The organism is Pseudomonas sp. LBUM920 (assembly GCF_003852315.1).
Lineage (GTDB): Bacteria > Pseudomonadota > Gammaproteobacteria > Pseudomonadales > Pseudomonadaceae > Aquipseudomonas.
Genome location: NZ_CP027762.1, coordinates 5,331,878 through 5,356,259 on the forward strand (window position 1 = coordinate 5,331,878; position 24,382 = coordinate 5,356,259).

Annotated in this window: 27 protein-coding genes; 10 read left to right on the forward strand and 17 right to left on the reverse strand. The window is 60.5% G+C overall.

Annotation, left to right across the window (positions count from 1 at the left end):
- Positions 1 to 28: 28 nt before the first annotated feature.
- Positions 29 to 571, reverse strand: a complete 543-nt coding sequence (locus C4J83_RS24670) for a YaeQ family protein (protein ID WP_003193952.1) — start codon at positions 569 to 571, stop codon at positions 29 to 31.
- 149 nt (positions 572 to 720) lie between these two features.
- Between C4J83_RS24670 and C4J83_RS24675 the strand changes: the two genes are divergently transcribed.
- Both C4J83_RS24675 and C4J83_RS24680 read left to right on the forward strand, forming a co-directional pair.
- Positions 721 to 1,920, forward strand: a complete 1,200-nt coding sequence (locus C4J83_RS24675; protein ID WP_124418393.1) for a CaiB/BaiF CoA transferase family protein — start codon at positions 721 to 723, stop codon at positions 1,918 to 1,920.
- Positions 1,920 to 2,807 carry a TIGR02285 family protein gene (locus C4J83_RS24680; RefSeq protein ID WP_124418394.1) on the forward strand — a complete coding sequence of 296 codons (888 nt, stop codon included), beginning with the start codon at positions 1,920 to 1,922 and terminating at the stop codon, positions 2,805 to 2,807. The genes C4J83_RS24675 and C4J83_RS24680 overlap by 1 nt, the downstream gene beginning before the upstream one ends.
- Before the next feature lie 178 nt (positions 2,808 to 2,985).
- Here the strand turns inward: C4J83_RS24680 and C4J83_RS24685 are convergent, their stop codons facing one another.
- From C4J83_RS24685 to ffh, 11 genes are all read right to left on the reverse strand, one after another.
- The gene (locus tag C4J83_RS24685) at positions 2,986 to 3,270 is read right to left on the reverse strand and encodes a DUF3509 domain-containing protein (protein WP_106578316.1); all 285 of its coding nucleotides are present in this window, start codon (positions 3,268 to 3,270) and stop codon (positions 2,986 to 2,988) included.
- Positions 3,271 to 3,681: 411 nt separating this feature from the next.
- Positions 3,682 to 5,091 carry a threonine synthase gene (gene thrC / locus C4J83_RS24695; protein ID WP_124418396.1) on the reverse strand — a complete coding sequence of 470 codons (1,410 nt, stop codon included), beginning with the start codon at positions 5,089 to 5,091 and terminating at the stop codon, positions 3,682 to 3,684.
- Between the two features lie 103 nt (positions 5,092 to 5,194).
- Positions 5,195 to 6,499 carry a homoserine dehydrogenase gene (locus tag C4J83_RS24700; RefSeq protein ID WP_119736870.1) on the reverse strand — a complete coding sequence of 435 codons (1,305 nt, stop codon included), beginning with the start codon at positions 6,497 to 6,499 and terminating at the stop codon, positions 5,195 to 5,197.
- Positions 6,500 to 6,621: 122 nt separating this feature from the next.
- Entirely contained in the window at positions 6,622 to 7,359 is a 738-nt protein-coding gene (locus C4J83_RS24705) for a thioredoxin fold domain-containing protein (RefSeq protein ID WP_106578312.1), read from the reverse strand.
- A 176-nt stretch (positions 7,360 to 7,535) separates the two neighbouring features.
- Positions 7,536 to 8,432 carry a site-specific tyrosine recombinase XerD gene (gene xerD, locus C4J83_RS24710; RefSeq protein WP_124418397.1) on the reverse strand — a complete coding sequence of 299 codons (897 nt, stop codon included), beginning with the start codon at positions 8,430 to 8,432 and terminating at the stop codon, positions 7,536 to 7,538.
- Positions 8,433 to 8,584: 152 nt separating this feature from the next.
- Positions 8,585 to 8,998: an acyl-CoA thioesterase gene (locus C4J83_RS24715; protein WP_003193963.1), complete on the reverse strand. Its 414-nt coding sequence runs from the start codon at positions 8,996 to 8,998 to the stop codon at positions 8,585 to 8,587.
- A gap of 81 nt (positions 8,999 to 9,079) precedes the next feature.
- Positions 9,080 to 9,430, reverse strand: coding sequence for a 50S ribosomal protein L19 (rplS, locus tag C4J83_RS24720; RefSeq protein WP_003175895.1), 351 nt, complete (start codon positions 9,428 to 9,430; stop codon positions 9,080 to 9,082).
- Positions 9,431 to 9,475: 45 nt separating this feature from the next.
- Positions 9,476 to 10,249, reverse strand: coding sequence for a tRNA (guanosine(37)-N1)-methyltransferase TrmD (gene trmD / locus C4J83_RS24725; protein WP_177343966.1), 774 nt, complete (start codon positions 10,247 to 10,249; stop codon positions 9,476 to 9,478).
- Positions 10,231 to 10,767: a ribosome maturation factor RimM gene (gene rimM / locus C4J83_RS24730; protein WP_003175898.1), complete on the reverse strand. Its 537-nt coding sequence runs from the start codon at positions 10,765 to 10,767 to the stop codon at positions 10,231 to 10,233. The genes trmD and rimM overlap by 19 nt, the downstream gene beginning before the upstream one ends.
- A 5-nt stretch (positions 10,768 to 10,772) precedes the next feature.
- Positions 10,773 to 11,024: a 30S ribosomal protein S16 gene (gene rpsP, locus C4J83_RS24735; RefSeq protein ID WP_003175899.1), complete on the reverse strand. Its 252-nt coding sequence runs from the start codon at positions 11,022 to 11,024 to the stop codon at positions 10,773 to 10,775.
- 250 nt (positions 11,025 to 11,274) lie between these two features.
- Positions 11,275 to 12,651: a signal recognition particle protein gene (ffh, locus tag C4J83_RS24740; protein WP_010207982.1), complete on the reverse strand. Its 1,377-nt coding sequence runs from the start codon at positions 12,649 to 12,651 to the stop codon at positions 11,275 to 11,277.
- A gap of 233 nt (positions 12,652 to 12,884) precedes the next feature.
- Between ffh and C4J83_RS24745 the strand changes: the two genes are divergently transcribed.
- The 3 genes from C4J83_RS24745 to C4J83_RS24755 all read left to right on the forward strand — a co-directional run bounded on the left by C4J83_RS24745 (position 12,885) and on the right by C4J83_RS24755 (position 16,626).
- Positions 12,885 to 13,697, forward strand: coding sequence for a cytochrome C assembly family protein (locus C4J83_RS24745; protein WP_106578310.1), 813 nt, complete (start codon positions 12,885 to 12,887; stop codon positions 13,695 to 13,697).
- Between the two features lie 12 nt (positions 13,698 to 13,709).
- Positions 13,710 to 14,948 carry a transporter associated domain-containing protein gene (locus C4J83_RS24750; protein WP_119736865.1) on the forward strand — a complete coding sequence of 413 codons (1,239 nt, stop codon included), beginning with the start codon at positions 13,710 to 13,712 and terminating at the stop codon, positions 14,946 to 14,948.
- A 367-nt stretch (positions 14,949 to 15,315) separates the two neighbouring features.
- The gene (locus C4J83_RS24755) at positions 15,316 to 16,626 is read left to right on the forward strand and encodes an MFS transporter (protein WP_106578307.1); all 1,311 of its coding nucleotides are present in this window, start codon (positions 15,316 to 15,318) and stop codon (positions 16,624 to 16,626) included.
- 114 nt (positions 16,627 to 16,740) lie between these two features.
- Here C4J83_RS24755 and purT read toward each other — a convergent pair whose 3' ends face one another.
- The 5 genes from purT to C4J83_RS24780 all read right to left on the reverse strand — a co-directional run bounded on the left by purT (position 16,741) and on the right by C4J83_RS24780 (position 19,984).
- Positions 16,741 to 17,922 (reverse strand): formate-dependent phosphoribosylglycinamide formyltransferase, encoded by a 1,182-nt coding sequence (gene purT, locus C4J83_RS24760; RefSeq protein ID WP_094951941.1) that lies wholly within the window; start codon positions 17,920 to 17,922, stop codon positions 16,741 to 16,743.
- 69 nt (positions 17,923 to 17,991) lie between these two features.
- The gene (locus tag C4J83_RS24765) at positions 17,992 to 18,459 is read right to left on the reverse strand and encodes a VUT family protein (RefSeq protein WP_106578306.1); all 468 of its coding nucleotides are present in this window, start codon (positions 18,457 to 18,459) and stop codon (positions 17,992 to 17,994) included.
- Between the two features lie 149 nt (positions 18,460 to 18,608).
- A complete protein-coding gene (locus C4J83_RS24770) occupies positions 18,609 to 18,824 on the reverse strand; it encodes a DUF1289 domain-containing protein (RefSeq protein ID WP_119736859.1) in 216 nt (71 codons plus the stop codon).
- Positions 18,821 to 19,345, reverse strand: a complete 525-nt coding sequence (locus C4J83_RS24775; protein ID WP_124418398.1) for a gamma carbonic anhydrase family protein — start codon at positions 19,343 to 19,345, stop codon at positions 18,821 to 18,823. The genes C4J83_RS24770 and C4J83_RS24775 overlap by 4 nt, the downstream gene beginning before the upstream one ends.
- Positions 19,346 to 19,381: 36 nt before the next feature.
- Positions 19,382 to 19,984, reverse strand: coding sequence for a CoA pyrophosphatase (locus C4J83_RS24780; protein WP_124418399.1), 603 nt, complete (start codon positions 19,982 to 19,984; stop codon positions 19,382 to 19,384).
- A gap of 146 nt (positions 19,985 to 20,130) precedes the next feature.
- Here C4J83_RS24780 and C4J83_RS24785 point away from each other — a divergent pair, with 146 nt between their 5' ends.
- The 5 genes from C4J83_RS24785 to C4J83_RS24805 all read left to right on the forward strand — a co-directional run bounded on the left by C4J83_RS24785 (position 20,131) and on the right by C4J83_RS24805 (position 24,365).
- Positions 20,131 to 20,679: an NUDIX hydrolase gene (locus tag C4J83_RS24785; RefSeq protein WP_106578303.1), complete on the forward strand. Its 549-nt coding sequence runs from the start codon at positions 20,131 to 20,133 to the stop codon at positions 20,677 to 20,679.
- A gap of 40 nt (positions 20,680 to 20,719) precedes the next feature.
- Positions 20,720 to 21,223, forward strand: coding sequence for a L,D-transpeptidase family protein (locus C4J83_RS24790; RefSeq protein WP_106578302.1), 504 nt, complete (start codon positions 20,720 to 20,722; stop codon positions 21,221 to 21,223).
- Between the two features lie 263 nt (positions 21,224 to 21,486).
- The gene (locus C4J83_RS24795) at positions 21,487 to 22,245 is read left to right on the forward strand and encodes a GntR family transcriptional regulator (RefSeq protein WP_106578301.1); all 759 of its coding nucleotides are present in this window, start codon (positions 21,487 to 21,489) and stop codon (positions 22,243 to 22,245) included.
- Positions 22,246 to 22,255: 10 nt separating this feature from the next.
- Complete coding sequence (nagA, locus tag C4J83_RS24800) at positions 22,256 to 23,362, forward strand: N-acetylglucosamine-6-phosphate deacetylase (protein ID WP_106578300.1); 1,107 nt, start codon at positions 22,256 to 22,258, stop codon at positions 23,360 to 23,362.
- A complete protein-coding gene (locus tag C4J83_RS24805) occupies positions 23,343 to 24,365 on the forward strand; it encodes an SIS domain-containing protein (protein ID WP_124418400.1) in 1,023 nt (340 codons plus the stop codon). Before nagA ends, C4J83_RS24805 begins: the two co-directional genes overlap by 20 nt.
- Positions 24,366 to 24,382: the final 17 nt, after the last annotated feature.

Genomic DNA, 24,382 nt, shown 5'->3' on the forward strand with positions numbered 1-24,382 from the left:
GCGCCCACACAACCCGACTCCCAGAATTTCAGCCGCGTTCGCCGACCAGCCATTGCAATTGCACTTCATGTTGGCCACGGTCGTCGGTCACAAAAATCGTGCCCTCACTGATCATCACGTCCCACTTGATCACGCGCGGCATGTCCTTGGCCAGGGTCTCGAGGACTTCCTGCGGCACGGCAGCGATGTGCACGTTCTTCAGGTTGTTGGCCACCGGCACCACTTTGCCTTCCCACACGCGCAAGCTGCCATAAGCCAGCAAACTGGTGCGCTCGGTACGGCGCGAACACCAGGTCAGGCGGTCGGCGTCAGGCTGGCCGACTTCGATCCAGTGCAGCACCCGATCATCCAGGCTTTTTTCCCACAGGGCTGGTTCGTCGACATCTGACAGGCCACGACCGAACGCCAGTTGCTCGTTGTACCAGAGGGCGTAGGCCAGCAGGCGCACGGTCATGCGCTCTTCGGTTTCCGATGGATGGCGGGCGATGGTCTGTTTGACGCTCTCATACACCGAGCGATCAAGGTCGGTGAGGTTGAGTTCGAATTTGTAGGTCGTGGACGGCTGGGCCATGAACGGGCTTCTAGAGACAGGGAAAGGCGGCCAGTCTAACCGATGGCGAGGTCAATCAACGAATACTGCGCTGCATCATCCTTATCCCTGGGCCGCTCGCCTATGTTAAAAGGCATCACACCACCGTCCCGCGCTTGCTAAGGATCCTCATGTCGTTTAATGCCAAACCGCTTGCCGGCCTGAAAGTCATCGAACTGGGCACCCTGATCGCCGGACCGTTTGCATCACGTATCTGTGCCGAATTCGGGGCCGAGGTGATCAAGGTCGAGTCTCCTGATGGCGGCGACCCGCTGCGTAAATGGCGCAAGCTGTATGAGGGCACGTCGCTATGGTGGTTTGTGCAGGCGCGTAACAAGAAGTCGCTGACGCTCAATCTCAAGCACCCGGATGGCCTGGCGATTCTCAAACAGTTGCTGGCAGACGCCGACATCCTGATCGAAAACTTTCGCCCCGGTGTACTGGAAAAACTCGGCTTGAGCTGGGAAACCCTGCATGCCCTGAACCCGAAGCTGGTGATGGTACGGCTTTCAGGTTTTGGCCAGACCGGGCCAATGAAGGACCAGCCAGGGTTCGGCGCGGTGGGCGAATCCATGGGCGGTTTGCGCTATATCACCGGTTTCGAAGATCGCCCGCCGGTACGCACCGGAATTTCCATCGGCGATTCGATAGCCGCCTTGTGGGCGGTGATTGGTGCGCTGATGGCGTTGCGTCATCGCGAAGTCAACGGCGGGCTTGGCCAGGTGGTGGACGTGGCACTGTATGAGGCTATCTTCGCGATGATGGAGAGCATGATTCCGGAGTTTGATGTGTTCGGGTTTATCCGTGAACGCACCGGCAACATCATGCCCGGCATCACGCCGTCTTCAATCCATACCAGCGCCGATGGCAAGCATGTGCAGATTGGAGCCAATGGCGACGCGATCTTCAAGCGCTTCATGTCGGCCATTGGGCGTGAGGACCTGGCCAACGATCCGACATTGGCGAGCAATGATGGACGCGACAGCCGCCGTGACGAGCTGTATGGCGTGATCGACCGCTGGGTCAATTCGCTGCGACTGGACCAGGTGGTCGAGCAACTCAACCAGGCCCAAGTGCCCGCCAGCCGCATATACAGCGCCGAGGACATGCTCGGTGACCCACAATTTCTGGCGCGGGAAATGTTCCTCCAGGCTCAGTTGCCGGGCGGCAAGGACTTCAAGATGCCGGGGATCGTGCCCAAGCTGTCGGACACGCCCGGCAGTTGTGAATGGGTCGGGCCGCAGCTGGGCGAGCACAACGGCGAGGTACTTAACCAATTGGGCTACGACACGGCGGCCATCACCCGCTTGCGCGAGGGCGGCGCGATCTGATGGCTGGCCCGTGTAGACGCTGGACCATTCCCTTGTGCTTCATCGGCGCGATGTTCGGCGTATGGCCGCTCGCCGTGCGTGCCGAGGACACGATGATCTGGTTGCTGCGCGATCTGCCGCCGCTGACCATCTTCGAGGGCCCACAGAAAGGCCAAGGGGCATTGGATCAATTGCTGCCCGTGCTCAGCGAGCGTCTGCCGCAATACCGGCACACCGTGATGCACGTCAATCGCGCCCGCGGCATCCAGATGCTGCGCGCCGCCTCCCTGACCTGCGACCCGTCGCTGCTGTGGACGCCGGAACGCGCGAAGTACATCGTGTTCTCTGCCCAGGCATTTGCGGTGGCGAGCAACGGCGTAGCCATAAGGCGAAACCAGCAAGCGGCAATGACGCCCTTTATCGTCGACGAACACTTTGACCTGCAAGCCTTCCTCGACGCCCACAAAGCACGCATCGGCGCCACCGCCGAACGCAGTTACGGCCCCGTCATCGACGAACAGCTAAAAGGCGTCGATCCCCACATTCTGGCGCTCCATTACGGCAATGACGCCCTTGGCAGCCTGCTGCAAATGCAACGCCTTGGGCGGCTGGAAGCGGTGCTGGGCTACTGGCCGGAAATCCGCTATCACGCCACGCAACAAGGCATCGCCGCACGAGACCTGGTGTTTTATCCCATCAAGGGCTCAGCGCCTTATCAGCGTACGCATATCGGTTGCTCGGATACGCCTCAAGGCCGCCTGGCCATGGCACGTATCGACCAAGTATTACGCGACATCCCGCAGGAGCAGTTACAGCAGTCCTACACATCGTGGCTGGACCCGGTCACGCGAGAACAATACTTGCGCGACAACCCTGGTTTTTTCCAGGATTCACCGAACCCTGAGTGATCACAGGACAAATCGCAGGCAAAAAGAAACCCCGAAGAGTGGGGAGACACTTCGGGGTTAAACGTGGCCTACAAAGACCAGTACAACAAGCCACAAACACCGGAGCACAATGTTTGCTCTTGCTGTTACAAAATCTGACCGGCCATGCTGTAGGAAGTTTCCCTAGTTAAACAATTCTTCATGCAAGGGCGCCATTGCGGGTCTGGGCAGCGCTGCGCAAGGCCGCGATGACGGACGGTTCCAGACGCCCTTCGGCGATTTTCAGATCGCGCAGCAGGCAATCCACCACATCCACCAACACGCGTTTATCGGTCAATTGCGCGCGGTCAACTTCACGCTCGACAACGATGGCGCCGGCCGGGTTCTTCACGGTCACCAGGCATTCGTCCTGCACACCAGCGGTGGTCAATGTCACCTGATAAGGGCTCAGTGCTTCTTCGAGCAATAGGCTGATACTTTCCATCTCGATCACCACTCAATAGTTCGGGAACAATCGTTTCAACGGGAGCTGCATCTATCCTAAGTGACTGGTTATGACGTAGGAAAGTTCGCTTTATCGTCTTTATGGGGCCGTCAGGGAGTGACGTGAACCAGCATGCACTTGAAACATGACAGGCAAAAAACGCGCGCACATTCCTGCTTACGCATTGATGCCGAACAACGCACATGCAGTGCGCAAGCTCACAAGATCACCCGAGAGAATGCCTGGTACCCAGTGGGTGTCGTCATGGCCATGTTTACGGTATTGGGCACCGTCGTAGCCCCTGCGCAGCAGCTGCTCGCGTAAGCGCTCGTAGCAAGCAGGCCTGCCTTAAACAAAAAACGCCGCTGACCCGAGGAAGGGAAAGCGGCGTTTTTGCCTACGCGGTTCGCCTTACAACGGCTTGCCACGGTTCCCGTGCTGGCTGACAAACGCCTGCACAGTCTTCAAGTCATTGGCCAGCACCGTGCAACGCTCTTCGCGCTCGAACAGGTCAGCCAAGTGCTCGGGCAATTCCAGCGCCTTGCCTACGCCCGCCTTCTCCACCGCTTCCGGGAATTTGACCGGGTGAGCCGTACCCAGAATGACCATCGGAATATCCAGGCTGCGACGGCATTCGCGCGCAGCCCTCACACCGATAGCGGTGTGCGGGTCCAGCAGTTCGCCGGTCTGGGCATAGACTTCAGCGATGGTTTCGCAGGTCTGTGCATCGTCCACCGCCAGGGAGTCGAACAGCTTGCGCGTTTCGGTCCAGCGCTCTTGGTCGACGCTGAAACCGCCACCGCTCTTGAAGCTGCTCATCAGCTCGGCCAGGGCGGCGCCATTGCGACCGTGCATGTCGAAGAGCAGGCGTTCGAAGTTCGACGACACCATGATGTCCATCGACGGCGACAGCGTCGCGTGCAGTGTTTCCTTGACGTACTGGTTGCCGCTCATGAAGCGGTGCAGGATGTCGTTGCGGTTGGTGGCGACGATCAACTGGTTGATCGGCAGGCCCATGTTGCGCGCCAGGTAACCGGCGAAAATGTCGCCGAAGTTGCCGGTCGGCACCGAGAACGATACCGAACGCGCCGGGCCACCCAGCTGCAGGGCTGCGTGGAAGTAGTAAACGATCTGGGCCATGATCCGCGCCCAGTTGATCGAGTTCACGGCGACCAGGCGCGTGCCCTTGAGGAAGCTCTGGTCGGCGAAGCTGTTCTTGACCATTTCCTGGCAGTCATCGAAGTTGCCTTCAATGGCGATGTTGTGGATGTTCTCACCAAAAATGGTGGTCATCTGGCGACGCTGCACTTCCGACACGCGCTTGTGCGGGTGCAGGATGAAGATGTCGACGTTTTCACAGTGCTTGCAGCCTTCGATGGCCGCCGAACCGGTATCACCGGAGGTCGCGCCAATGATCACCACGCGCTCGCCGCGTTTTTCCAACACGTAATCGAGCAAGCGACCGAGCAGCTGCAGGGCGAAGTCCTTGAACGCCAGGGTCGGGCCGTGGAACAGCTCAAGTACCCATTCGTTGCCATTGAGCTGACGCAATGGCGCGATGGCGCTGTGGGAAAACACGCCGTAGGTTTCTTCCAGGATCTTCTTGAAGTCTGCATCCGGAATGCTGCCGGTCACGAACGGGCGCATCACGCGGAAGGCCAGCTCGTGGTACGGCAGGCCGGCCCACGAAGCGATTTCTTCCTGGGTAAAGCGTGGCAGGTTTTCCGGCACATACAGGCCGCCGTCCGTGGCAAGGCCTGCCAGCAAAACGTCTTCGAAATTCAGGGCCGGTGCCTGGCCGCGGGTGCTGATGTAACGCATAGGGGCAAACCTTCGGTTTGGGCTTCAAGCCTCAAGTGACAAGCTGCAAGTAACAGCGGATCTGCTTTTACTTGCAGCTTGCAGCTTGGCGCTTGCAGCTGAATTAATTTAGATGTTCGACGCGAATACGAACGACCGGCCCAACCACGCCCTGAAGAGCTTCGAGAGCCCGGATGGCATCGTTCATGTGCTGCTCGAGCACGCGGTGGGTCAGCAGGATCATCGGCACCTGGCCGTTTTGCTCCTCGACTTCCTTCTGCATGATCGACTCGATGTTGATGCCGCGCTCCGACAGGATGCTCGCCACCTGGGCCAACACGCCCGGATGATCCTGGGCCTGGATACGCAGGTAGTAGGCGCTTTCGCAGGCTTCGATCGGCAGGATCGGGTGGGCCGACAGCGAGTCCGGCTGGAACGCCAGGTGCGGCACGCGGTTTTCCGGGTCGCTGGTCATGGCGCGAACCACGTCAACCAGGTCGGCGATCACCGACGAAGCGGTCGGCTCCATGCCAGCGCCGGCGCCGTAGAACAGGGTCGAACCTGCCGCGTCGCCGTTGACCATCACCGCGTTCATCACGCCATTGACGTTGGCGATCAGGCGATCGGCCGGGATCAGCGTCGGGTGTACACGCAGCTCGATACCGGCCGGGGTGCTGCGCGCTACGCCCAAGTGCTTGATGCGGTAGCCCAAGGCTTCGGCGTAATTCACGTCGGCGGTGGTCAGCTTGGTGATGCCTTCGGTGTAGGCCTTGTCGAACTGCAGCGGGACACCAAAGGCGATGGACGCCAGGATGGTCAGCTTGTGCGCGGCGTCGATGCCTTCCACGTCGAAAGTCGGGTCGGCTTCGGCGTAACCCAGGGCCTGGGCTTCGGCCAGCACGTCTTCGAAGGTACGGCCCTTTTCGCGCATTTCGGTGAGGATGAAGTTACCGGTGCCGTTGATGATCCCGGCCACCCAGTTGATGCGGTTGGCGGACAGGCCTTCACGGATCGCCTTGATCACCGGAATGCCACCGGCCACGGCCGCTTCGAACGCCACGATCACGCCCTTCTCGCGCGCCTTGGCGAAGATCTCGTTGCCATGCACGGCAATCAGCGCCTTGTTGGCGGTGACCACGTGTTTACCGTTCTCAATGGCCTTGAGCACCAGCTCGCGGGCCACGGTGTAGCCACCAACCAGCTCGATGACGATATCGATTTCAGGGTTGGTCGCCACGGCGAAGACATCGTTGGTAATCGCAATACCGGTCGTTTGGAACTGAGGCTTTGGCGTACGCGTGGCAATTTGTGCCACTTCAATCCCACGCCCTGCACGGCGGGAAATTTCTTCAGCATTACGCTGAAGTACGTTGAAGGTGCCGCCACCGACGGTCCCTAACCCACAGATGCCTACTTTGACCGGTTTCACTGAAGAACTCCCCATGAAACGGCCGACTCAAGGTCGGCCGTGGAAAACAGCCGCACAACTGCGGCTCTCAATTAATGCCCCGCCGACTGTTCGGCGGAGCATGATCGCCAAAGGCTCGACGATTACTGCTTACTCGCACCCAATGCCAGTTTGGCAACTTGTGGCGCCGGCTGGTAGCCCGGAATGACTTGGCCGTCAGCCAAAACGATGGCCGGTGTACCGTTCACGCCAATCGACTGACCCAAGGCAAACTGCTTGGAAACCGGGTTGGCGCATTTGGCCGCCTTGATTTCCTTGCCATCGACCATTTTGTCCATCGCGGCTTTCTTGTCGGTCGAGCACCATACCGCCTGCAACTGCTCGTCACCCGGCGAGCCCAGGCCCTGGCGCGGGAACGCTACGTAGCGCACTTCCACACCGAGCTTGTTCAGCGCAGGCACTTCGGCGTGCAGCTTGTGGCAGTACGGGCAGGTGGTGTCGGTGAACACGGTGATGTGGGTCTTGGTCTCGCCGATGGCCGGGTACACCACGGTTTCAGCCACTGGGATGCCGTTGATCAGCTTGGACACGCCCAGGCGCTCGGCCTTCTCGGTCAGGTTGACCGGCTTGCCATCTTTCAACTGGAACAGGTAGCCCTGAACGATGTACTGGCCATCGGCACTGGCGTACAGCACGCGGCTGCCTTTGAGCTTGACTTCATACAGGCCGGCCATCGGGCTGGCGCTGATGCTTTCGATCGGCGTGTCGAGCTGCAGGTTGGCCAGGCTCTTGCGAATCGTTTGCTCGGCGGCGTCGTCGGCGACAACAAAAGTGGAAACCAACGCAATCGCTGCGGCGGCAATAATCTGGGTCAAGCGCATGGGAACTCCTGAAGGCAGATGCAGGGACGGGTGTGGAACACCGATCTGAAAATACGGGGTCATACACTCAAGGCAAACAAAAGTCTGACCGTCCCCTTTGCTAACCGGCAAAGCCTACCACAGTTGGGCCGGAGGGCAGACTGCGGCGGGCAAATTGGGCCGTTTCGGGTGGAATTTCATCCGCGCGGGTGGTGCTTGGCGTGCATATCCTGCAAGCGTGCCCGCGCGACATGCGTATAGATCTGGGTTGTGGATAAGTCACTGTGCCCCAGCAGCATTTGCACCACGCGCAGGTCCGCACCGTGGTTGAGCAAGTGGGTAGCGAACGCATGGCGCAACGTGTGCGGCGACAGCGCCTTGCCGATCCCGGCCACCTTGGCCTGGTGCTTGATACGGTGCCAGAAGGTCTGGCGGGTCATCTGCTCGCCGCGCAGGCTGGGAAACAGCACATCGCTGGGCCGCCCACCGAGCAACTCGATGCGGGCATCACGCATGTAGCGCTCGACCCACACGATTGCTTCCTCGCCCATCGGCACCAAGCGCTCCTTGCTGCCCTTGCCCATCACCCGCAGCACGCCCTGGCGCAGGTTGACTTGCTCAAGGGTCAGGCTGATCAGTTCGGTCACGCGCAGGCCGCAGGCGTAGAGCACTTCGAGCATGGCGCGATCGCGCTGGCCAATGGCTTCGCTGAGGTCGGGCGCGGCGAGCAAGGCATCCACGTCGGCTTCCGACAGGGATTTGGGCAATGGCCGGCCCAGTTGTGGCATGTCGATTTGCAGCGTCGGGTCGGTGGCGATGAGCTTTTCCCGCAGCAGGTAGCGATAAAAGCCACGCACGCCGGAGAGAAATCGCGCAGTGGAACGCGGCTTGTAGTTCTGCTCAAGACGCCAGGCCAGGTGATCGAGGATCAGCTCGCGACCGGCATTGATCAGTTCGAGTTTTTTTTCCTGCAGCCAACCATTGAACAAGGCGAGGTCACTGCGATAGGCCTGGCGGGTGTTGTCCGACAGGCCTTTTTCCAGCCACAAGGCGTCGAGAAAGCGGTCGATCAGAGGGTGGTCAATGGCGGGCATAGGGGCTCAGGCTGATGACTGGAGTGTCTGGTAGATCCTATCGCAGGCAAGCCCGCTCCTACATGGGTTTTGTGTTTTGCCTGATAGCAGGCATCAACACCGATCGAATGTGGAAGCTGGCTTGCCTGCGATGGCCGCGACTCGGTTCAGGATCAGTCAACAAACCCTGGCAGCACCGGCACCGGACGCTTGTCGGCATCGATCGCGACAAAGCTGAACACGCCTTGGATCGCCTTTTCGCGACCATCGGCGCTCATGCTCTCGACGAACACTTCGACTTCGACCTTGAGGCTGGTGTTGCCCACCTTGATGACGCGGCCGATCAATTCAACGATAGAACCGGCCGGAATCGCGTGATTGAAATCAATGCGATCGGTGGAGACCGTCACCAGCGGCAAGCGGCAAAAACGCGTGGCCGTAATGAACGACACTTCGTCCATCCAGGCCAAGGCGGTGCCGCCGAACAGGGTGTTGTGGTGGTTGGTAGTCGGCGGGAACACAGCTTTGGTCACGTGGGTCACGGACAGGTCGGTGCGGCGCTGGATTTCTTCGAGGCGGGTGGTCATGGGCAAGTACCGGCAAGGGACAAATTTCAGGCACAAAAAAGCAGCCCGTAGGCTGCTTTTTTCTGCATCGGGAAGCTGGACTTAAGCCAGTTTTTCCTTGATGCGAGCTGCTTTACCGGACAGGTCACGCAGGTAGTACAGCTTGGCTTTACGTACGTCACCGCGACGCTTAACGGCCATGCTGTCGATTTGCGGGCTGTAGGTCTGGAAAGTACGCTCTACGCCAACACCGTTGGAGATTTTACGAACAGTGAAAGCACTGTTCACACCACGGTTACGCTTGGCGATTACCACGCCTTCGAACGCTTGCAGACGCGAACGGTCGCCTTCCTTCACTTTCACCTGAACGACAATAGTGTCGCCCGGGGCAAAGGTAGGGATCTCTTTGGTCATCTGCTCTGCTTCGAGTGCAAGGATGATTTTGTTAGTCATGCTGTGCTCCTAAGGTAAGTCAATGGACCTACCATCGATACGTTGTTAACTATCGTCCCGCGCGAGGATGTATTCCTCGAGCAGCTTCTTCTCTTCTCCAGAAAGCGAGCGGCTTTCCAGAAGATCGGCGCGTCGTTCATAGGTCCGACCAAGGGACTGCTGTAAACGCCAACGCCGGATGTGTGCGTGATTGCCACTTAGCAATACGTCGGGAACACGCTGATCCGCATACACCTCCGGTCGGGTGTAGTGCGGGCAATCCAGCAAACCATCCGTGAAGGAATCTTCCTCCGCGGAGTCCGCATGCCCTAAAGCTCCAGGCAGCAGTCGTGTAACCGCATCTATCAGGACCATCGCCGGCAGCTCGCCGCCAGACAGGACATAGTCCCCAATCGACCACTCTTCATCGACATGAGCTTCAATAAACCGCTCGTCAATGCCTTCATAGCGACCGGCAATCAGGATCAGTGCTTCCTCATTCGCCAGTTCGCGTACCGCAGCCTGTTTCAGCTGACGGCCTTGAGGGGACAGGTAAATTACCTTCGCCTTCTCCCCGGCGGCGGCCTTGGCCTCAACCAACGCGTCTTCCAGGGGCTTGATCTTCATCACCATGCCCGGACCACCGCCAAATGGGCGATCATCCACAGTGTGATGTCGATCTGTCGTGTAGTCTCGCGGGTTCCAACAGGTAAGCTGCAACAGCCCCTGTTTCACCGCCCGACTGGTGATGCCGTACTCGCTGATGGCGGAGAACATCTCGGGAAACAAACTGATCACTTCAATGCGCAAATTAGCCACGCTTAGAAGTCCGCGTCCCATTCCACCTTCATCTCGCCCGCTGCCAGGTCGACGGCCAACACGCATTGCTCGGTATACGGCAACAGGCGTTCGCGATCATCCAGGCTGCCAGCGCAAGGCTTGACCACCATTACATCATTGGCGCCGGTTTCCAGAAGATGGTCGATTTTCCCGAGCAATTGCCCGAGTTGATCAATAACCTTCAGACCTTCCAGCTGGTACCAGTAGTACTCGCCGTCGGTCAATTCAGGGAACAGGTTGCGCGGCACGCAGATCTCATAACCGGCCAGAAGACGAGCTTCTTCACGATCATCAAGACCCTTGAGCTTTGCGACCAGGAACTTATCGCTCCCGCGTCCACTGACCAGCTCGACCTGTTTCACACTACCTTCGCGCTTGAGCGTCCAGGTTTTGTACTGCAACAGGTTTTCAGTCGGATCAGTAAAGGAATACACCTTCACTTCGCCGCGAACGCCATGAACAGAGTAAATCTTGCCGATAACGATCAAATCATCAGCAACAGCTGGCGTCGCGTTCATATTGCTCAGGCTGCGGCCTTAGCCGAGTCCTTCAACAGTTTTGCAACGCGCTCGGATGGCTGTGCACCCACGCTCAGCCAGTAGGCTACGCGCTCTTGGTTCACGGACAGACGAACTTCTTGACCACGAGCAACAGGGTTAAAGAAACCAACCTGTTCCTTGTGCGAACCGTCGCGCGGGTTGCGGCTGTCGGTTACGGTCAAGTGGTAAAACGGGCGCTTTTTGGAGCCGCCAAGGGCAAGACGGATTGTTAGCATGTGAACATCGTTCCTGTAGTCGGTGCTGCAAATCTAAATGCACAGCGGGCATAGGTGCCCGAAAGGCCGCATATTCTAAGGAATATCCGGACTTTTGCAAATGTCTTTTTCTGGCGCCTATCAGCGTGCCACTCAGATCTGCTATAGAGCCGTCGGTTAAAACGGCGAGTCAGCTCCCGCTAACCGCGGGTTTGCTGGAGATCCCACATCCCTGTGGGTCGGAGCAGAAGTGAACTTCCGCTCGAATTCTTTACATTTTTGGCATGCCGCCGCCGGGCAACATACCGCCCATGCCGCGCATCATCTTGGCCATTCCGCCTTTTGCGGAGAACTTCTTCATCATCTTCTGCATCTGCTTGTGCTGCTTGATCAAGCGACCGATGTCCTGCACCTGGGTGCCGGAGCCCATGGCGATCCGACGCTTGCGCGAACCGCTGATCAGCTCAGGGTCGCGGCGCTCGGCCGGGGTCATGGAGTTGATGATGGCTTCCATCTGCTTGAACTGCTTCTCTGCCGCGCCTTGGGCATTGCCCATTTGCGCCAGGTTCACACCGCCGATGTTCGGCAGTTTGTCCATCAGGCCGCCGAGGCCGCCCATGTTCTTCATTTGTTGCAGCTGGTCACGGAAGTCTTCGAGGTCGAAGCCCTTGCCCTTCTTCAGCTTCTTGGCCAGCTTATCGGCCTTGTCCTTGTCGAGCGTGGCTTCGGCCTGCTCGATCAGGCTGAGCACGTCGCCCATGCCGAGGATACGCGAAGCGATACGCTCAGGGTGGAACGGCTCGAGCGCGTCGCTCTTCTCGCCCATACCGATGAACTTGATCGGCTTGCCGGTGATTGCACGTACCGACAGCGCAGCACCGCCACGGGCATCACCGTCGACCTTGGTCAGGATCACGCCGGTTAACGGCAGCGCATCACCAAAGGCCTTGGCGGTGTTGGCCGCATCCTGGCCGGTCATGGCGTCGACCACGAACAGCGTCTCGACCGGATTGATCGCGGCATGCAGCGCCTTGATCTCGCCCATCATCTCTTCATCGATGTGCAGGCGACCGGCGGTATCGACGATGACCACGTCGATGAATTTGAGCTTGGCTTCTTTAATAGCCGCGTTGGCAATGTCGACCGGCTTCTGGCTCAGGTCGGACGGGAAGAAGGTCACGCCCACTTCGCCTGCGAGCATTTCCAGCTGCTTGATGGCCGCCGGACGGTACACGTCGGCCGACACCACCATTACCGACTTCTTCTTGCGCTCTTTAAGGAAGCGCGCCAGCTTGCCGGCGGTGGTGGTCTTACCCGCACCTTGCAGACCGGCCATCAGCACGACGGCCGGTGGCACGGCGCTGAGGTTCAAGTCTTCGTTGGCCGCGCCCATCAGGCTTTCGAGTTCGGCCTGCACGATCTTCACAAAGGCCTGGCCCGGGGTCAGGCTGCGGGACACTTCGGTGCCGACCGCGCGCTCTTTGACCGAGTTGACGAAGTCCTTCACCACCGGCAAGGCCACGTCGGCTTCCAGCAACGCCATGCGTACTTCACGCAGGGTGTCTTTAATATTGTCCTCGGTCAGCTTGGCCTTGCCGGTTACGTGGCGCAGCGTCTGCGAGAGACGGTCAGTCAAGTTTTCAAACATGCGCGATCCTTTCAGGCCCTATTCATCGAAATGCTTTGTAGACCGAGGTAATGGCGGCCCAGGCTGTGGTAAATCGCTGTTAAAAACAGCGCTCGGCGAGCCTGCGGCGTGGGCAGGTCGCGGATTATAGCGAAGACTGCGCCTGTGCACACCCGCTGTCTGGCCCGGGAGTCTTTCGTGCAGCGTTGGTGTGTGCCAAACTCAGCGCCTTTCGGGCTTGTCTATCAGGATTTATGGTCCCCTTGTCACCCAGTTTGCTACCCAGCCTCGCCGCCGCCATTTTGTACGCCGCTGCGACTCTCTATCAGGGCACTCGTCTGGCCCAAGGCACAAAAGCGGATAAACGTCTGCTGGTAGGCCTGGGCGTCGTCGCCCTGCTCGCCCACGCCGCGAGCCTGTTCACTCACTTGATGACGCCGGTCGGCCTGGGCCTGGACTTTTTCAGTGCCGCCAGTCTGATCGCCGCGGCCGTCATCGCCCTGACGCTGCTGGCCTGTTACCGCATTCCTGTGGAAAACCTGCTGGTGCTGCTATTCCCGCTGGGAATGCTGACGGTGCTGCTGGCGCAATTCACCCCGACCGGCACCGTGCAAGTGATCGACGAGGAGCCGGGCATTCTCGCCCACATCCTGCTGTCGATCCTGGCTTACGGCATGTTCACGATTGCGGTGTTCCAGGCGTTGCTCCTGCTGCTGCAGGACCACCAGCTTAAAAACAAGCACCCGTCCGGGCTGATCAAGAACTTCCCGCCGCTGCAAACCATGGAAAGCCTGCTGTTCGGCTTCCTGTGGGCCGGCTGGACGCTGTTGTCGCTGTCGCTGATTTCCGGCTGGCTGTTCGTCGAAAACCTGTTCGCCCAACACCTGGTGCACAAAACCCTGCTGGCGTGCCTGGCCTGGGTGGTGTTCAGCGTGCTGCTGTGGGGGCGCAACCGCCTCGGCTGGCGTGGGCACAAGGCGATCCGCTGGACCCTGGCCGGTTTCTGCCTGCTGATGCTGGCCTATTTCGGCAGCAAGCTGGTTCGCGAATACATCCTGCATATCTGACGGGCAGCGATCATGGACAACTTGCCCCTTGGGCCGATGCTCGCGGTAATCGCCTTGCTGGTGTTATGGGCGGCGCTGTTTACCGCCATCGAAGCCGCACAACAACACGTGCTGGCGCTGCGCCCCGGTACACGCCAGGGTGACAAGGCTGCCGCCCGCCTGAACTTCCCGCGTAACAGCCTGATTCTGTGCAACAGCCTGTGTCGCGCGGCCGTGGTGATTCTCTGCACGCTGCTGGCAATCTACGCCTGGGCGCAGAACGGCCCGTGGCTCGGCTGGCTGATCTCTTGCGCGATCCTGCTGGTGCTCGCCGACTACCTGCCGCGCGCCCTGGCGGTTCGCCACCCGCAAGCCGTACTGGGCTTTGGCAATACGCTGCTGGGTGTGCCGCTGAAAATCCTCTACCCCCTGGCCTGGCTGCTCAATGGCATCAGCCTGTTATTGCTGCGCCCGTTCGCTCGCAAATCCGGCGTGGTGAAAAAGAGCGACGAACCATTGCCCGATCACGACGATGAACCCGAGCCCGAGGCCGACGACAATCGTACGCCCGGCATGCCCGGCATTCACGCGTTGGACAACATCACGGTCAACGACATCCTGGTGCCGCGCAGCGAAGTGGACGGTATCAACCTGGATGACTCGGTCGAGGAAATCATCGAGCAACTGCGCACCTCGCAGCGCACCCGTTTGCCGGTGTTCCACAGTGACATCAACCAGGTCGAAGCGGTGCTCAATACCCGGCAGATCCAACACCTGCTGCCCGACGCCAGCCTGACCAAAGAAGCCTTGCTCGCCGCCTGCCACGAGCCCTATTTCGTCCCCGAAAGCACGCCCCTACAACTGCAATTGCTGAACTTCCACAAGCAGCAGCGGCGCCTGGGCATGGTGGTGGACGAATACGGCGAAGTGCTGGGCATCGTCACTCTGGAAGATATCCTCGAAGAAATCGTCGGCGAATTCGAAAGTGATCAGGCAACGGACAACCCGCATATCGAAGCGCAGCCCGACGGCCGCTACATCATCGACGGCGCCGCTTCGATCCGCGAGCTGAATAAAAGCCTGGGCTGGCACCTGCCCAGCGACGGCCCCAAGACCCTCAACGGCCTGGTGACCGAAGCGCTGGAGACCATTCCGGATTGCGCGGTGTGCCTGAAGATCGGCCGCTATCGCCTGGAAATCCTCGAGACCGAGGACAACCGCGTGAGCAAGGTACTGATCTGGCACACCAGCCGCGTGCCTGTCGCCGCCTGACCCCCTGGCAAAACACATTGCCCATGTGGGAGCTGGCTTGCCTGCGATGGCATCACCTTGGTACTCCTGATGTACCGGGGCGCCTGTATCGCAGGCAAGCCAGCTCCCACATTGATCCGGTTTCCAGCCAACAGATCCTCGCCCGCCCTCTTGTTGTATGTTCAAACCCCTTCCTATAATCGGGACGGCTTACCAGAGCCCCGCCCGACCGCGTGCTACCCGCACTCAGCGCGTCCAGGCACTGCGTTACCGTGTCTGACCGGTGTTTGCTCCCATCCCGAGCCGCCCCGCTTACACCCCTGATCCATGGGTGTTTGACTAATAATAATCCGCGTCCAAACGCGCAATGACCGTCAGGGATACCTCAATGAGCACCACCTATAACGAGGCTGCAACCGCCGCCCCGCTCAACTCGACCGCACGGGTCGCCACCGCGAGCATCGTCGGCACCGCCATCGAGTTCTACGATTTCTACATCTACGCCACGGCCGCTGCGCTGGTGATCGGCCCGGTGTTCTTCCCACAGACCTCCGGCACCGCGCAGATGCTGGCGTCGTTCCTGACCTTTGGCATCGCCTTCATCGCTCGCCCGCTGGGTTCGGCGCTGTTCGGCCACTTCGGTGACCGTATCGGGCGCAAATCAACCTTAGTCGCCTCGTTGCTGCTGATGGGCGTGTGCACCACGCTGATCGGTTTGCTGCCGGGTTACGACAGCATTGGCGCGTGGGCCCCGATCCTGTTGTGTGTGCTGCGCTTCGGCCAGGGCCTGGGGCTTGGCGGCGAATGGGGCGGCGCAGCATTGCTGGCCACCGAGAACGCCCCCAAGGGCAAGCGCGCCTGGTTTGGCATGTTCCCGCAATTGGGCCCTTCGATTGGCTTTCTGGCGGCCAACGGTTTGTTCCTGATCCTGGCCATGAGCCTGAACGACGAGCAGTTCCGCAGTTGGGGCTGGCGCATCCCGTTCATTCTCAGCGCAGCGCTGGTGATGGTTGGCCTGTATGCACGCCTCAAACTGCATGAAACCCCGGTGTTCGCCAACGCCGTCGCCAAAGAAGCGCCGGTGAAAGTGCCGTTGGTAGAGTTGTTCAGCCAGCATTGGCTGCCGGTCCTGCTGGGCGCGGCATCGATGGTGGTGTGCTATGCGTTGTTCTACATCACCACCGCGTTCTCGCTGAGTTACGGCGTTTCAACACTGGGCTACAGCCGCGAGACGTTCCTGGGCCTGCTCTGCTTTGCGGTGTTGTTCATGGGCCTGGCTACGCCGCTGGCGGCCTTGGCCAGCGACCGTTACGGGCGCAAGCCGGTGCTGATCGTCGGCGCCATTCTTGCGATTCTGTCGGGTTTCACCATGGAGCCGCTGCTCACACACGGCTCGACTTGGGCCGTCGCTCTGTTCCTGGCACTGGAATTGTTTCTGATGGGCGTGACCTTCGCCCCAATGGGCGCGATGCTGCCGGAACTGTTCCCGACCCGCGTGCGTTACACCGGCGCGTCGGCGGCGTATAACCTGGGCGGGATTGTCGGGGCGTCGGCCGCACCATTTTTCGCGACCAAGCTGGTGGCGATGGGCGGGCTGAGTTATGTGGGCGGGTATGTGTCAGCGGCAGCGTTGCTCAGCTTGATTGCTGTGCTGTGCCTGAAAGAGACGCGGGATAATGATTTGAACAAGGTCGTCTGATAGACCGCTTTCGCGAGCAAGCCCGCTCCCACATTTGAAGGCATTCACAATTCAAAATATGTGAACCCAATCAAATGTGGGCGCTGGCTTGCCTGCGATGGGCGCGACGCGGTTTTACAGCTCTACAACAACCGCCTTCGAAGCACGAGTCGCCTTGGCCCGCGCCGCCTCAATCGACTCATCCCGCGCCAACGCCACACCCATCCGGCGCTGACCATTGACTTCTGGCTTGCCAAACAGACGCAACGCCGTGTCCGGCTCGCTCAAGGCCGCGCCGAGGTTGGCGAACGCGGTCTGGGTCGACTGCCCTTCTACCAGAATCACCGCCGAGGCCGAAGGCCCGAACTGGCGGATCAACGGAATCGGCAGGCCCAGGATCGCACGCGCGTGCAGCGCGAACTGCGACAGGTCCTGAGAAATCAAGGTCACCAAGCCGGTGTCATGCGGGCGCGGCGACACTTCGCTGAACCACACTTGATCGCCCTTGATGAACAATTCCACGCCAAACAGACCACGGCCACCCAGCGCCTCGGTCACGGCTTTGGCGACGCGCTCGGATTCTGCCAGGGCAATCGGGCTCATCGCTTGCGGCTGCCAGGATTCCTGGTAGTCGCCTTTCTCCTGACGGTGGCCGACCGGCGCGCAGAAGGTGGTGCCGCCAATGTGGCGCACAGTCAGCAGGGTGATTTCGTAATCGAAGTCGATAAAGCCTTCGATGATCACGCGGCCTTTACCGGCACGCCCGCCTTCCTGAGCGTAATCCCAGGCTTTGCGCACGTCATCGGCGCTGCGCAGCAGGCTCTGGCCCTTGCCCGAAGAACTCATCACCGGCTTGACCACACACGGGAAGCCCAGGTCCTGGACGGCCTTGCTGTAGTCCTCGAACGTGTCGGCAAAGTGGTACGGCGACGTCGGCAGGTCCAGCTCTTCGGCGGCCAGGCGACGGATGCCTTCGCGGTTCATGGTCAGCGAGGTGGCACGCGCGGTCGGAATCACGGTGAAGCCTTCGGCTTCAAGCTCTACCAGCGTGGCGGTGGCGATGGCTTCGATTTCCGGCACGATAAAGTGCGGCTTCTCGGCTTCGATCACGGCACGCAGGGCGGCGCCGTCGAGCATGTTGATCACGTGGCTACGGTGCGCAACCTGCATGGCAGGCGCGTTGGCGTAACGATCCACGGCAATCACTTCAACGCCCAGGCGTTGCAGTTCGATTACCACTTCCTTGCCCAGCTCACCGCAGCCACACAGCAAAACGCGGGTCGCGGTTGGCGACAATGGAGTTCCGATTCGGGTCATCTCAGGTCCTCAGGGGAGCGGATCATGGGGAGAAAGGCCGGCATTTTACATGAACTGCAAGAATTGGCCTCAGTTGGCGACGGCGCGTTTGCGCAGGCGCCAGGCCATGATCAGCCACACCACTGTGACTCCGGCGAATTTCGACACCAACGCCGTACCCGCCACCGCTGGCGTCAGCGCGCCGATCAGGCCGAAGAAGATAAAGGTATCGAGGGGAATACTCAGCGCCGAACTTATCCACAGGCGATCGTGCAGTGGACGCTTGGTGATGCTGAACACCAGCCAGTCAATGCATTCGGACACCGCAAATGCCGTGGCGCTGGCCAGGGCGATGGACGGGTCGGAAGTGATATACGACAGCACCAGCGCCGCCAGCATGGCGAGTATCGCGCCATGGCCGAAGCGGGTTTGCACCATGTCGCGCAGGATAAACACCAGGCCGCCCCAGGCGGACCAGATGACGTCCAGATGCGGAGCGGTGGAAAAGGCGAAGTTGATCAGCACGACGCTGCTGATGTAGGCGATCAGGAAGAGCATGGAGATGGACCTGTGGGTAATGCCGCACAGGGTACACAATTACAGGGATGTCGTCTGGCAGGGCCTCATCGCAGGCAAGCCAGCTCCCACATTTTTGAAAGTATTCACATAGCAATTGTGGGAGCTGGCTTGCCTGCGATAGCGATGGCTCAGGCGCCGGATTTTCCCGGCATCATCCACACCAACCCACTCGCCTTCGCCCGCTCATGACACAACCCCAACACCACCCGGCGTTCGGCATTGTCCATGCGGCTCCAGCGCGTAATCTCATCCACGTTGCGCTGGCAGCCTGTGCAAATATCATCGTCATCCAGCGCGCAAATGCTCACGCAGGGCGAGGCAACAGGGCGTTCAATCGGGTTCATTCTTCCTGCTCAACCAAGTCCCGCGCATAGCGCTGCGCGTTATGCACATAGTGCGCGGCGCTGGCTTCGAGCATGCGTTTCTGCGCTTCGGTCAACTCGCGCACCACTTTGCCCGGCGAGCCCATTACCAGCGAGCCATCGGGAATTTCCTTGCCTTCGCCGATCAGCGAATTGGCGCCAATGATGCAGTGCTTGCCGATTTTGGCGCCGTTGAGGATCACCGCGTTGATGCCAATCAGGCTGTAATCGCCGACGGTGCAGCCATGCAGCATGGCGTTATGGCCAATGGTCACGCCGGTGCCCAGGGTCAGCGGGTAGCCCATGTCGGTGTGCATCACGCTGCCGTCCTGCACGTTGCTGTTCTTGCCGATCAGGATCAGTTCGTTGTCGCCACGCAACACCGCGTTGAACCACACATTGGCGCCCTCCTCCAGCTTGACCTTGCCGACCAGCGTGGCATTGGGCGCCACCCAGCTTTGCGGATGAGTCTCGACGCGGGTGTCGCCCAGGCGGTATTTCATGGTGTGTCCTCACGGCGGTGCCATTCAAGCGATGGCTCAGGTATTGATGAAACTCATGGGTGGCTGGTGCAGGCTGATCTGCGCGTCGTCATAGAGAAGGTTGATCAGCTCGACAATCATGATTGCCGTCAGCCCCCAGATTTTGTATTCGCCAAACCGATAGCTGGGCACATACCAACTGCGGCCCTGGTAATCGATACGGTGGGTATGCTCGCGCGGGTCCTGGCGGAAGAACTCCAGAGGCACGCTGAATACGGCGGCGATCTCGGCATCATTGGCCAGGTATTCAACGTAATCGGGGATAACCCCGACATACGGCGTTACGCGGATACCGTGCAGGGAAATCAGTGGGCTCAACGGGCCGATGACTTCCACCAGGCCGGGCGGCAGGCCGATTTCTTCTTCGGCTTCGCGCAGCGCGGTAAAGATCAGGTCCGGGTCTTCGGGGTCACGCCGCCCGCCCGGAAACGCCACTTCGCCGCCGTGGGTCGACAGGCCGCTGGCGCGCAGGGTCAGGATCAGCTCGGGTTCGTCACTGCGGGTAATCGGCACCAACACGGCAGCCTCGGGGAAACGCCCGTCAGTTTCCAGTGTGTGAGGGGTGTGATTGCTTACCCGGCGAAGTAGCTCGTCCAGCATGAGTCATCTCGGTCTGTTGGCTACCTTGCATCATGCACCAAAGCGGGCGGGTGCCCAACCCCAAAACCCGGCACATGTCGCGAAACGACAACTTGCAGGGCCCTGCCCGCCAAGCCAAGATAGGCCCACTCTCCAGGAACCCCAGCATGAACTTCTGCAGCCAGTGCGGTAAACCGGTTACCCAGCGCATTCCCGAAGGCGACACACGCCTGCGCTATGTGTGTGATCACTGCTCGACCATTCACTACCAGAACCCCAATATCGTCGCCGGCACCGTGCCAGTGTGGGGCGATCAAGTGCTGCTGTGCCGCCGCGCCATCGAGCCGCGCCTGGGTTACTGGACCTTGCCCGCAGGCTTTATGGAAAACGGCGAGACCGTGGAACAGGCCGCCATGCGCGAAACCCTGGAAGAAGCCTGCGCCCGCGTGCGCAACATGAGCATCTACACCCTCATCGACGTGCCGCACATCAGCCAGGTGCATATTTTCTATCGCGCCGAACTGGTCGACCTGGACTTTGCCGCAGGCCCCGAAAGCCTTGAGGTGAAACTGTTCGATGAAGCCGATATCCCTTGGTCAGAGCTGGCTTTCCGCACGGTCGGGCGTACCTTAGAATGCTTCTTCGCTGACCGCCGGCAACAACGGTTCCCGGTACGCAGCGAGTCGGTGCCGCCGATGACGCGGCCGGCCAAATAACACCTTCAGGCAGCACCGTCTAACAAGGGAAACCGTTTCAATGCGTTGGTTGCTCGCTTTCATCTGCCTGTCGTTCGCTACCCTGTCCTCGGCCTCCACGGTGGAAATCCTCGGCGGCAAGCCTGTCGAGAAAATCCTGGTGCTCAAGTCCGCGCACCAGTTGCAACTGATCAACGACGGCAAACCGCTCAAAACCTACCGCATCTCGCTGGGCAAAAACCCCAAGGGCACCAAGCAGTTCGAGGGCGACCGCCGCACGCCGGAAGGTTTTTACTGGATCGACTGGCGCAAGACCAGCGACCGCTACAACCTGGCCCTGCACATTTCCTACCCCAACATCAGCGACTCTGCCCGCGCGCGCCGCGAAGGCGTGAGACCGGGCAGCATGATCATGATCCACGGCACGCCCGACACCGAAGAATACCCGGAGCAATGGTTCCACACCCTCGACTGGACCGATGGCTGTATCGGCATGCGCAATGTCGACATGCGCGAAGTCTGGAACCTGGTCAAAGACGGCACCATGATCGAGATTCGGCCGTAATTTCCTACCGTTCGTAAAATAATCTGAAAATAATTCCTGCCCCTGGCAGCGCCTGCCGGTGAATACCAGTTCACCGCGCCGGGCTGCACAGTTCTGCGCGCGATAAAGACCTCTCTAATACCACTTGATACCACGCACCCTTAAAGCGCCCTGAAACCGGGTTCTGCACCGTTTTGGTTGCATTGACATGGTATTTAAGTGGTATTAATTTCCGGCCATTACCGGGCGACAACACTCCAATAACCGCATCGGAAACTTCACAGATGAATCCCATCCAGACGCTGCGCCCCGACGAGAAACAATCCACGCCGCTGTACCTGCAACTGGCCCGTAACCTTGAAGCGGCGATCCATGCCGGCCAGTGGAAATCCGAGCAGGCCTTGCCGTCGGAACGCGCCCTCAGCGAGCAACTGAGCATCTCGCGGGTGACCGCGCGCAAGGCCTTGGAAGTGTTGTTTGCCCAAGGCCTGATCCGTCGCAGCCAGGGCTCCGGCACCTTTATCACGCCGCGTCTGGAACAACCGCTGTCACGCCTGTCGGGCTTCAGCGAAATGCTGCGCCTGAAAGGTTTTGTACCCACTTCGCAGTGGCTGGAACGCGACATCACCCCGCCGACCCACGAAGAACTGATCCGCCTGGGCCTGTCGCCGACCGACAAAGTCGCGCGCCTCAAACGCCTGCGTAAAGCCGACGACACGGTGATGGCAATTGAAATGACCGCCATGCCCGCCTCGGTGCTGCCGCATCCGCAGGCCATCGGCAATTCGCTGTACGAGTACCTGGAAAGCATCGGCAAGCCCATCGTGCGCGCCTTGCAGCATATCCAGGCGATCAACGCCTCGGATGAGTTCGCCAAGCTGGTGGGCATTGCTCCCGGCACCGCCATGCTGCTGATGACGCGGGTCGGCTACACCGCCGACAACACGCCGATTGAAATCACCGACACCTACTGCCGCAACGACTACTACGACTTCGTCGCAGAGCTGCGCCGCCATGACTATTCCGCTGAACTGCGCATTTAGAGAACTGCCCATGTCCGAAGACAACATCCTCACGCCCAGCGGCTGGATTCGCGGCCGCCTGGTGCACGAACACGGCAAAGTGGTCGCCGTCCAAGGCACGCCGTGCGACCCGGCTGACAACGACCTGCCCTACTTGCTGCCGGGTTTCATCGACCTGCATGTGCACGGCGGTGGCGGCAAAGACATCATGGAAGGCGCAGACGCCTTCGCGACCATCACCCGCACCCACGTGCGTTTTGGCACGACGTCGCTGCTGGCCACCACCATGACGGCGCCGGTGAACGAGATCTCCCGCGTGCTCGGCGAGCTTGGCAGCTTCTGCGAGCAGCGCCCGACCGGCAGCGCCCGCGTACTCGGGGTGCACCTGGAAGGCCCCTATATCAATCCGGGCAAACTCGGCGCGCAACCCAACTTCGCCCACACCGCGCTGATGGCCGAAGTGGAAGCCTACCTGCGCCTGGCGCCGATCCGGGTGATCACCATCGCCCCGGAAATCGCCGGGCATGACGGCCTGATCCGCGCCCTCAGCCAACGCGGCGTGCGCATGCAGATCGGCCACACATTGGGCAGTTATGAAGAAGGCGTCGCCGCCCTCGCCGCCGGCGCTACCAGCTTCACGCATTTGTACAACGCCATGAGCCCGCTGCATCACCGCGAACCGGGCATCGTCGGCGCCGCCCTGGCCCACGCCAAGTACGCCGAGTTGATCCCCGACTTGCTGCACGTACACCCCGGCGCCATGCGCGTGGCCCTGCGCTCGATCCCGTGCCTGTACTGCGTCACCGATTCCACCGCCGCCGCCGGCATGCCCGACGGCGAATACAAGCTGGGCAGCCACACCGTGACCAAATGCCTGGGCGGCGTGCGCCTGGCCGACGGCACCCTGGCCGGCAGCACGCTGACCATGGACCAGGCGCTGCGCAACCTGGTGAAAATCGGCCTGCCCATCAGCGAAGCCTCACAACGCCTGTCGCAATTTCCTGCGGATTACCTGGGACTGGAAGAACGCGGCCGCCTGCAACCCGGCAGCTTCGCCGACTGCGTACGCCTGGACCGCTCCCTGCACCTCACCGACGTAATGGTCGAAGGAGAAACCATTGACTTCAAAAATGCTTGAAGAGGCCCTGGCCTCCTGTGATGCCGTGGCCGCGCAACTGCAGCGCCTGGACCCGCTGCTGGAGGAAATCGCCGGTCGCCTGCGCCGCCAGCCGCCGCAAGTGGCGATGACCATTGCCCGTGGCAGCTCGGACCACGCCGCGAGCTACTTCGCCTACCTCGCCATGCAGCATGTGGGCATTCCGGTGGCGTCGCTGCCGATGTCAGTGGTGACCCTGTTGCAGGCGCCACTGAAAGTCAGCGGTCAGGTGGCATTCGGTTTCTCGCAGTCGGGGCAAAGCCCGGACCTGGTCAACAGCCTGCGCCTGCTGCGCAAACGCGGTGCCCTGAGCATTTCGCTGGTCAACGCTGAAGAATCGCCACTGGAAGCCGCCTGCGAATTCCACCTGCCGCTGTGCGCCGGGCCGGAACACAGCGTGGCCGCGACCAAAAGCTTCATCGCCACCCTCAGCGCCAGCGCGCAGTTGATTGGCCACTGGAACCAGGAAGCCGCCTTGCTGCAAGCCTGCCGCGCGCTGCCCGATGAACTGCGTGCAGCGGCCAAACAGGATTGGAGCAGCGCCATCGAGGCCCTGCGTGGCTGCCAGCAATTGATGGTGATCGGCCGTGGCGCCGGTTTTGCCATCGCCCAGGAAGCCGCGCTCAAGCTCAAGGAAACCTCGGCGATCCAGGCCGAAGCCTTCAGCAGCGCTGAAGTCCGCCACGGGCCGATGGCCTTGATCGACGAAAACTACCCACTGCTGATTTTCGCCCCGCGTGGCGCCGAGCAGGCCGGGCTGCTGAGCCTCGCCGCCGACATGCGTCAGCGCGGCGCGCGTGTGCTGCTGGCTGCGCCAGACGATATCGCCGAGCGCGACCTGACCCTGAGCCGCGCCGAACACCCAAGCCTGGACCCGATCCTGGCGATTCAAAGCTTCTACGTAATGGCCGCCGGCCTGGCGCAAGCCCGGGGCATGGACCCCGACCAGCCGCGTCACCTGAGCAAAGTTACCCGCACTCACTGAGTCGATTGTCGTGTTTT

Excerpts from the sequence above, each read along its gene's own strand:
- C4J83_RS24670 (WP_003193952.1), bottom strand. The coding sequence starts at position 571 with ATGGCCCAGCCGTCCACGACCTACAAATTCGAACTCAACCTCACCGAC.
- C4J83_RS24675 (WP_124418393.1), top strand. The coding sequence starts at position 721 with ATGTCGTTTAATGCCAAACCGCTTGCCGGCCTGAAAGTCATCGAACTG.
- C4J83_RS24680 (WP_124418394.1), top strand. The coding sequence starts at position 1,920 with ATGGCTGGCCCGTGTAGACGCTGGACCATTCCCTTGTGCTTCATCGGC.
- C4J83_RS24685 (WP_106578316.1), bottom strand. The coding sequence starts at position 3,270 with ATGGAAAGTATCAGCCTATTGCTCGAAGAAGCACTGAGCCCTTATCAG.
- thrC (WP_124418396.1), bottom strand. The coding sequence starts at position 5,091 with ATGCGTTACATCAGCACCCGCGGCCAGGCACCGGCCCTGAATTTCGAA.
- C4J83_RS24705 (WP_106578312.1), bottom strand. The coding sequence starts at position 7,359 with ATGCGCTTGACCCAGATTATTGCCGCCGCAGCGATTGCGTTGGTTTCC.
- xerD (WP_124418397.1), bottom strand. The coding sequence starts at position 8,432 with ATGCCCGCCATTGACCACCCTCTGATCGACCGCTTTCTCGACGCCTTG.
- C4J83_RS24715 (WP_003193963.1), bottom strand. The coding sequence starts at position 8,998 with ATGACCACCCGCCTCGAAGAAATCCAGCGCCGCACCGACCTGTCCGTG.
- rplS (WP_003175895.1), bottom strand. The coding sequence starts at position 9,430 with ATGACTAACAAAATCATCCTTGCACTCGAAGCAGAGCAGATGACCAAA.
- trmD (WP_177343966.1), bottom strand. The coding sequence starts at position 10,249 with ATGGGACGCGGACTTCTAAGCGTGGCTAATTTGCGCATTGAAGTGATC.
- rimM (WP_003175898.1), bottom strand. The coding sequence starts at position 10,767 with ATGAACGCGACGCCAGCTGTTGCTGATGATTTGATCGTTATCGGCAAG.
- rpsP (WP_003175899.1), bottom strand. The coding sequence starts at position 11,024 with ATGCTAACAATCCGTCTTGCCCTTGGCGGCTCCAAAAAGCGCCCGTTT.
- ffh (WP_010207982.1), bottom strand. The coding sequence starts at position 12,651 with ATGTTTGAAAACTTGACTGACCGTCTCTCGCAGACGCTGCGCCACGTA.
- C4J83_RS24745 (WP_106578310.1), top strand. The coding sequence starts at position 12,885 with ATGGTCCCCTTGTCACCCAGTTTGCTACCCAGCCTCGCCGCCGCCATT.
- C4J83_RS24750 (WP_119736865.1), top strand. The coding sequence starts at position 13,710 with ATGGACAACTTGCCCCTTGGGCCGATGCTCGCGGTAATCGCCTTGCTG.
- C4J83_RS24755 (WP_106578307.1), top strand. The coding sequence starts at position 15,316 with ATGAGCACCACCTATAACGAGGCTGCAACCGCCGCCCCGCTCAACTCG.
- purT (WP_094951941.1), bottom strand. The coding sequence starts at position 17,922 with ATGACCCGAATCGGAACTCCATTGTCGCCAACCGCGACCCGCGTTTTG.
- C4J83_RS24765 (WP_106578306.1), bottom strand. The coding sequence starts at position 18,459 with ATGCTCTTCCTGATCGCCTACATCAGCAGCGTCGTGCTGATCAACTTC.
- C4J83_RS24770 (WP_119736859.1), bottom strand. The coding sequence starts at position 18,824 with ATGAACCCGATTGAACGCCCTGTTGCCTCGCCCTGCGTGAGCATTTGC.
- C4J83_RS24775 (WP_124418398.1), bottom strand. The coding sequence starts at position 19,345 with ATGAAATACCGCCTGGGCGACACCCGCGTCGAGACTCATCCGCAAAGC.
- C4J83_RS24780 (WP_124418399.1), bottom strand. The coding sequence starts at position 19,984 with ATGCTGGACGAGCTACTTCGCCGGGTAAGCAATCACACCCCTCACACA.
- C4J83_RS24785 (WP_106578303.1), top strand. The coding sequence starts at position 20,131 with ATGAACTTCTGCAGCCAGTGCGGTAAACCGGTTACCCAGCGCATTCCC.
- C4J83_RS24790 (WP_106578302.1), top strand. The coding sequence starts at position 20,720 with ATGCGTTGGTTGCTCGCTTTCATCTGCCTGTCGTTCGCTACCCTGTCC.
- C4J83_RS24795 (WP_106578301.1), top strand. The coding sequence starts at position 21,487 with ATGAATCCCATCCAGACGCTGCGCCCCGACGAGAAACAATCCACGCCG.
- nagA (WP_106578300.1), top strand. The coding sequence starts at position 22,256 with ATGTCCGAAGACAACATCCTCACGCCCAGCGGCTGGATTCGCGGCCGC.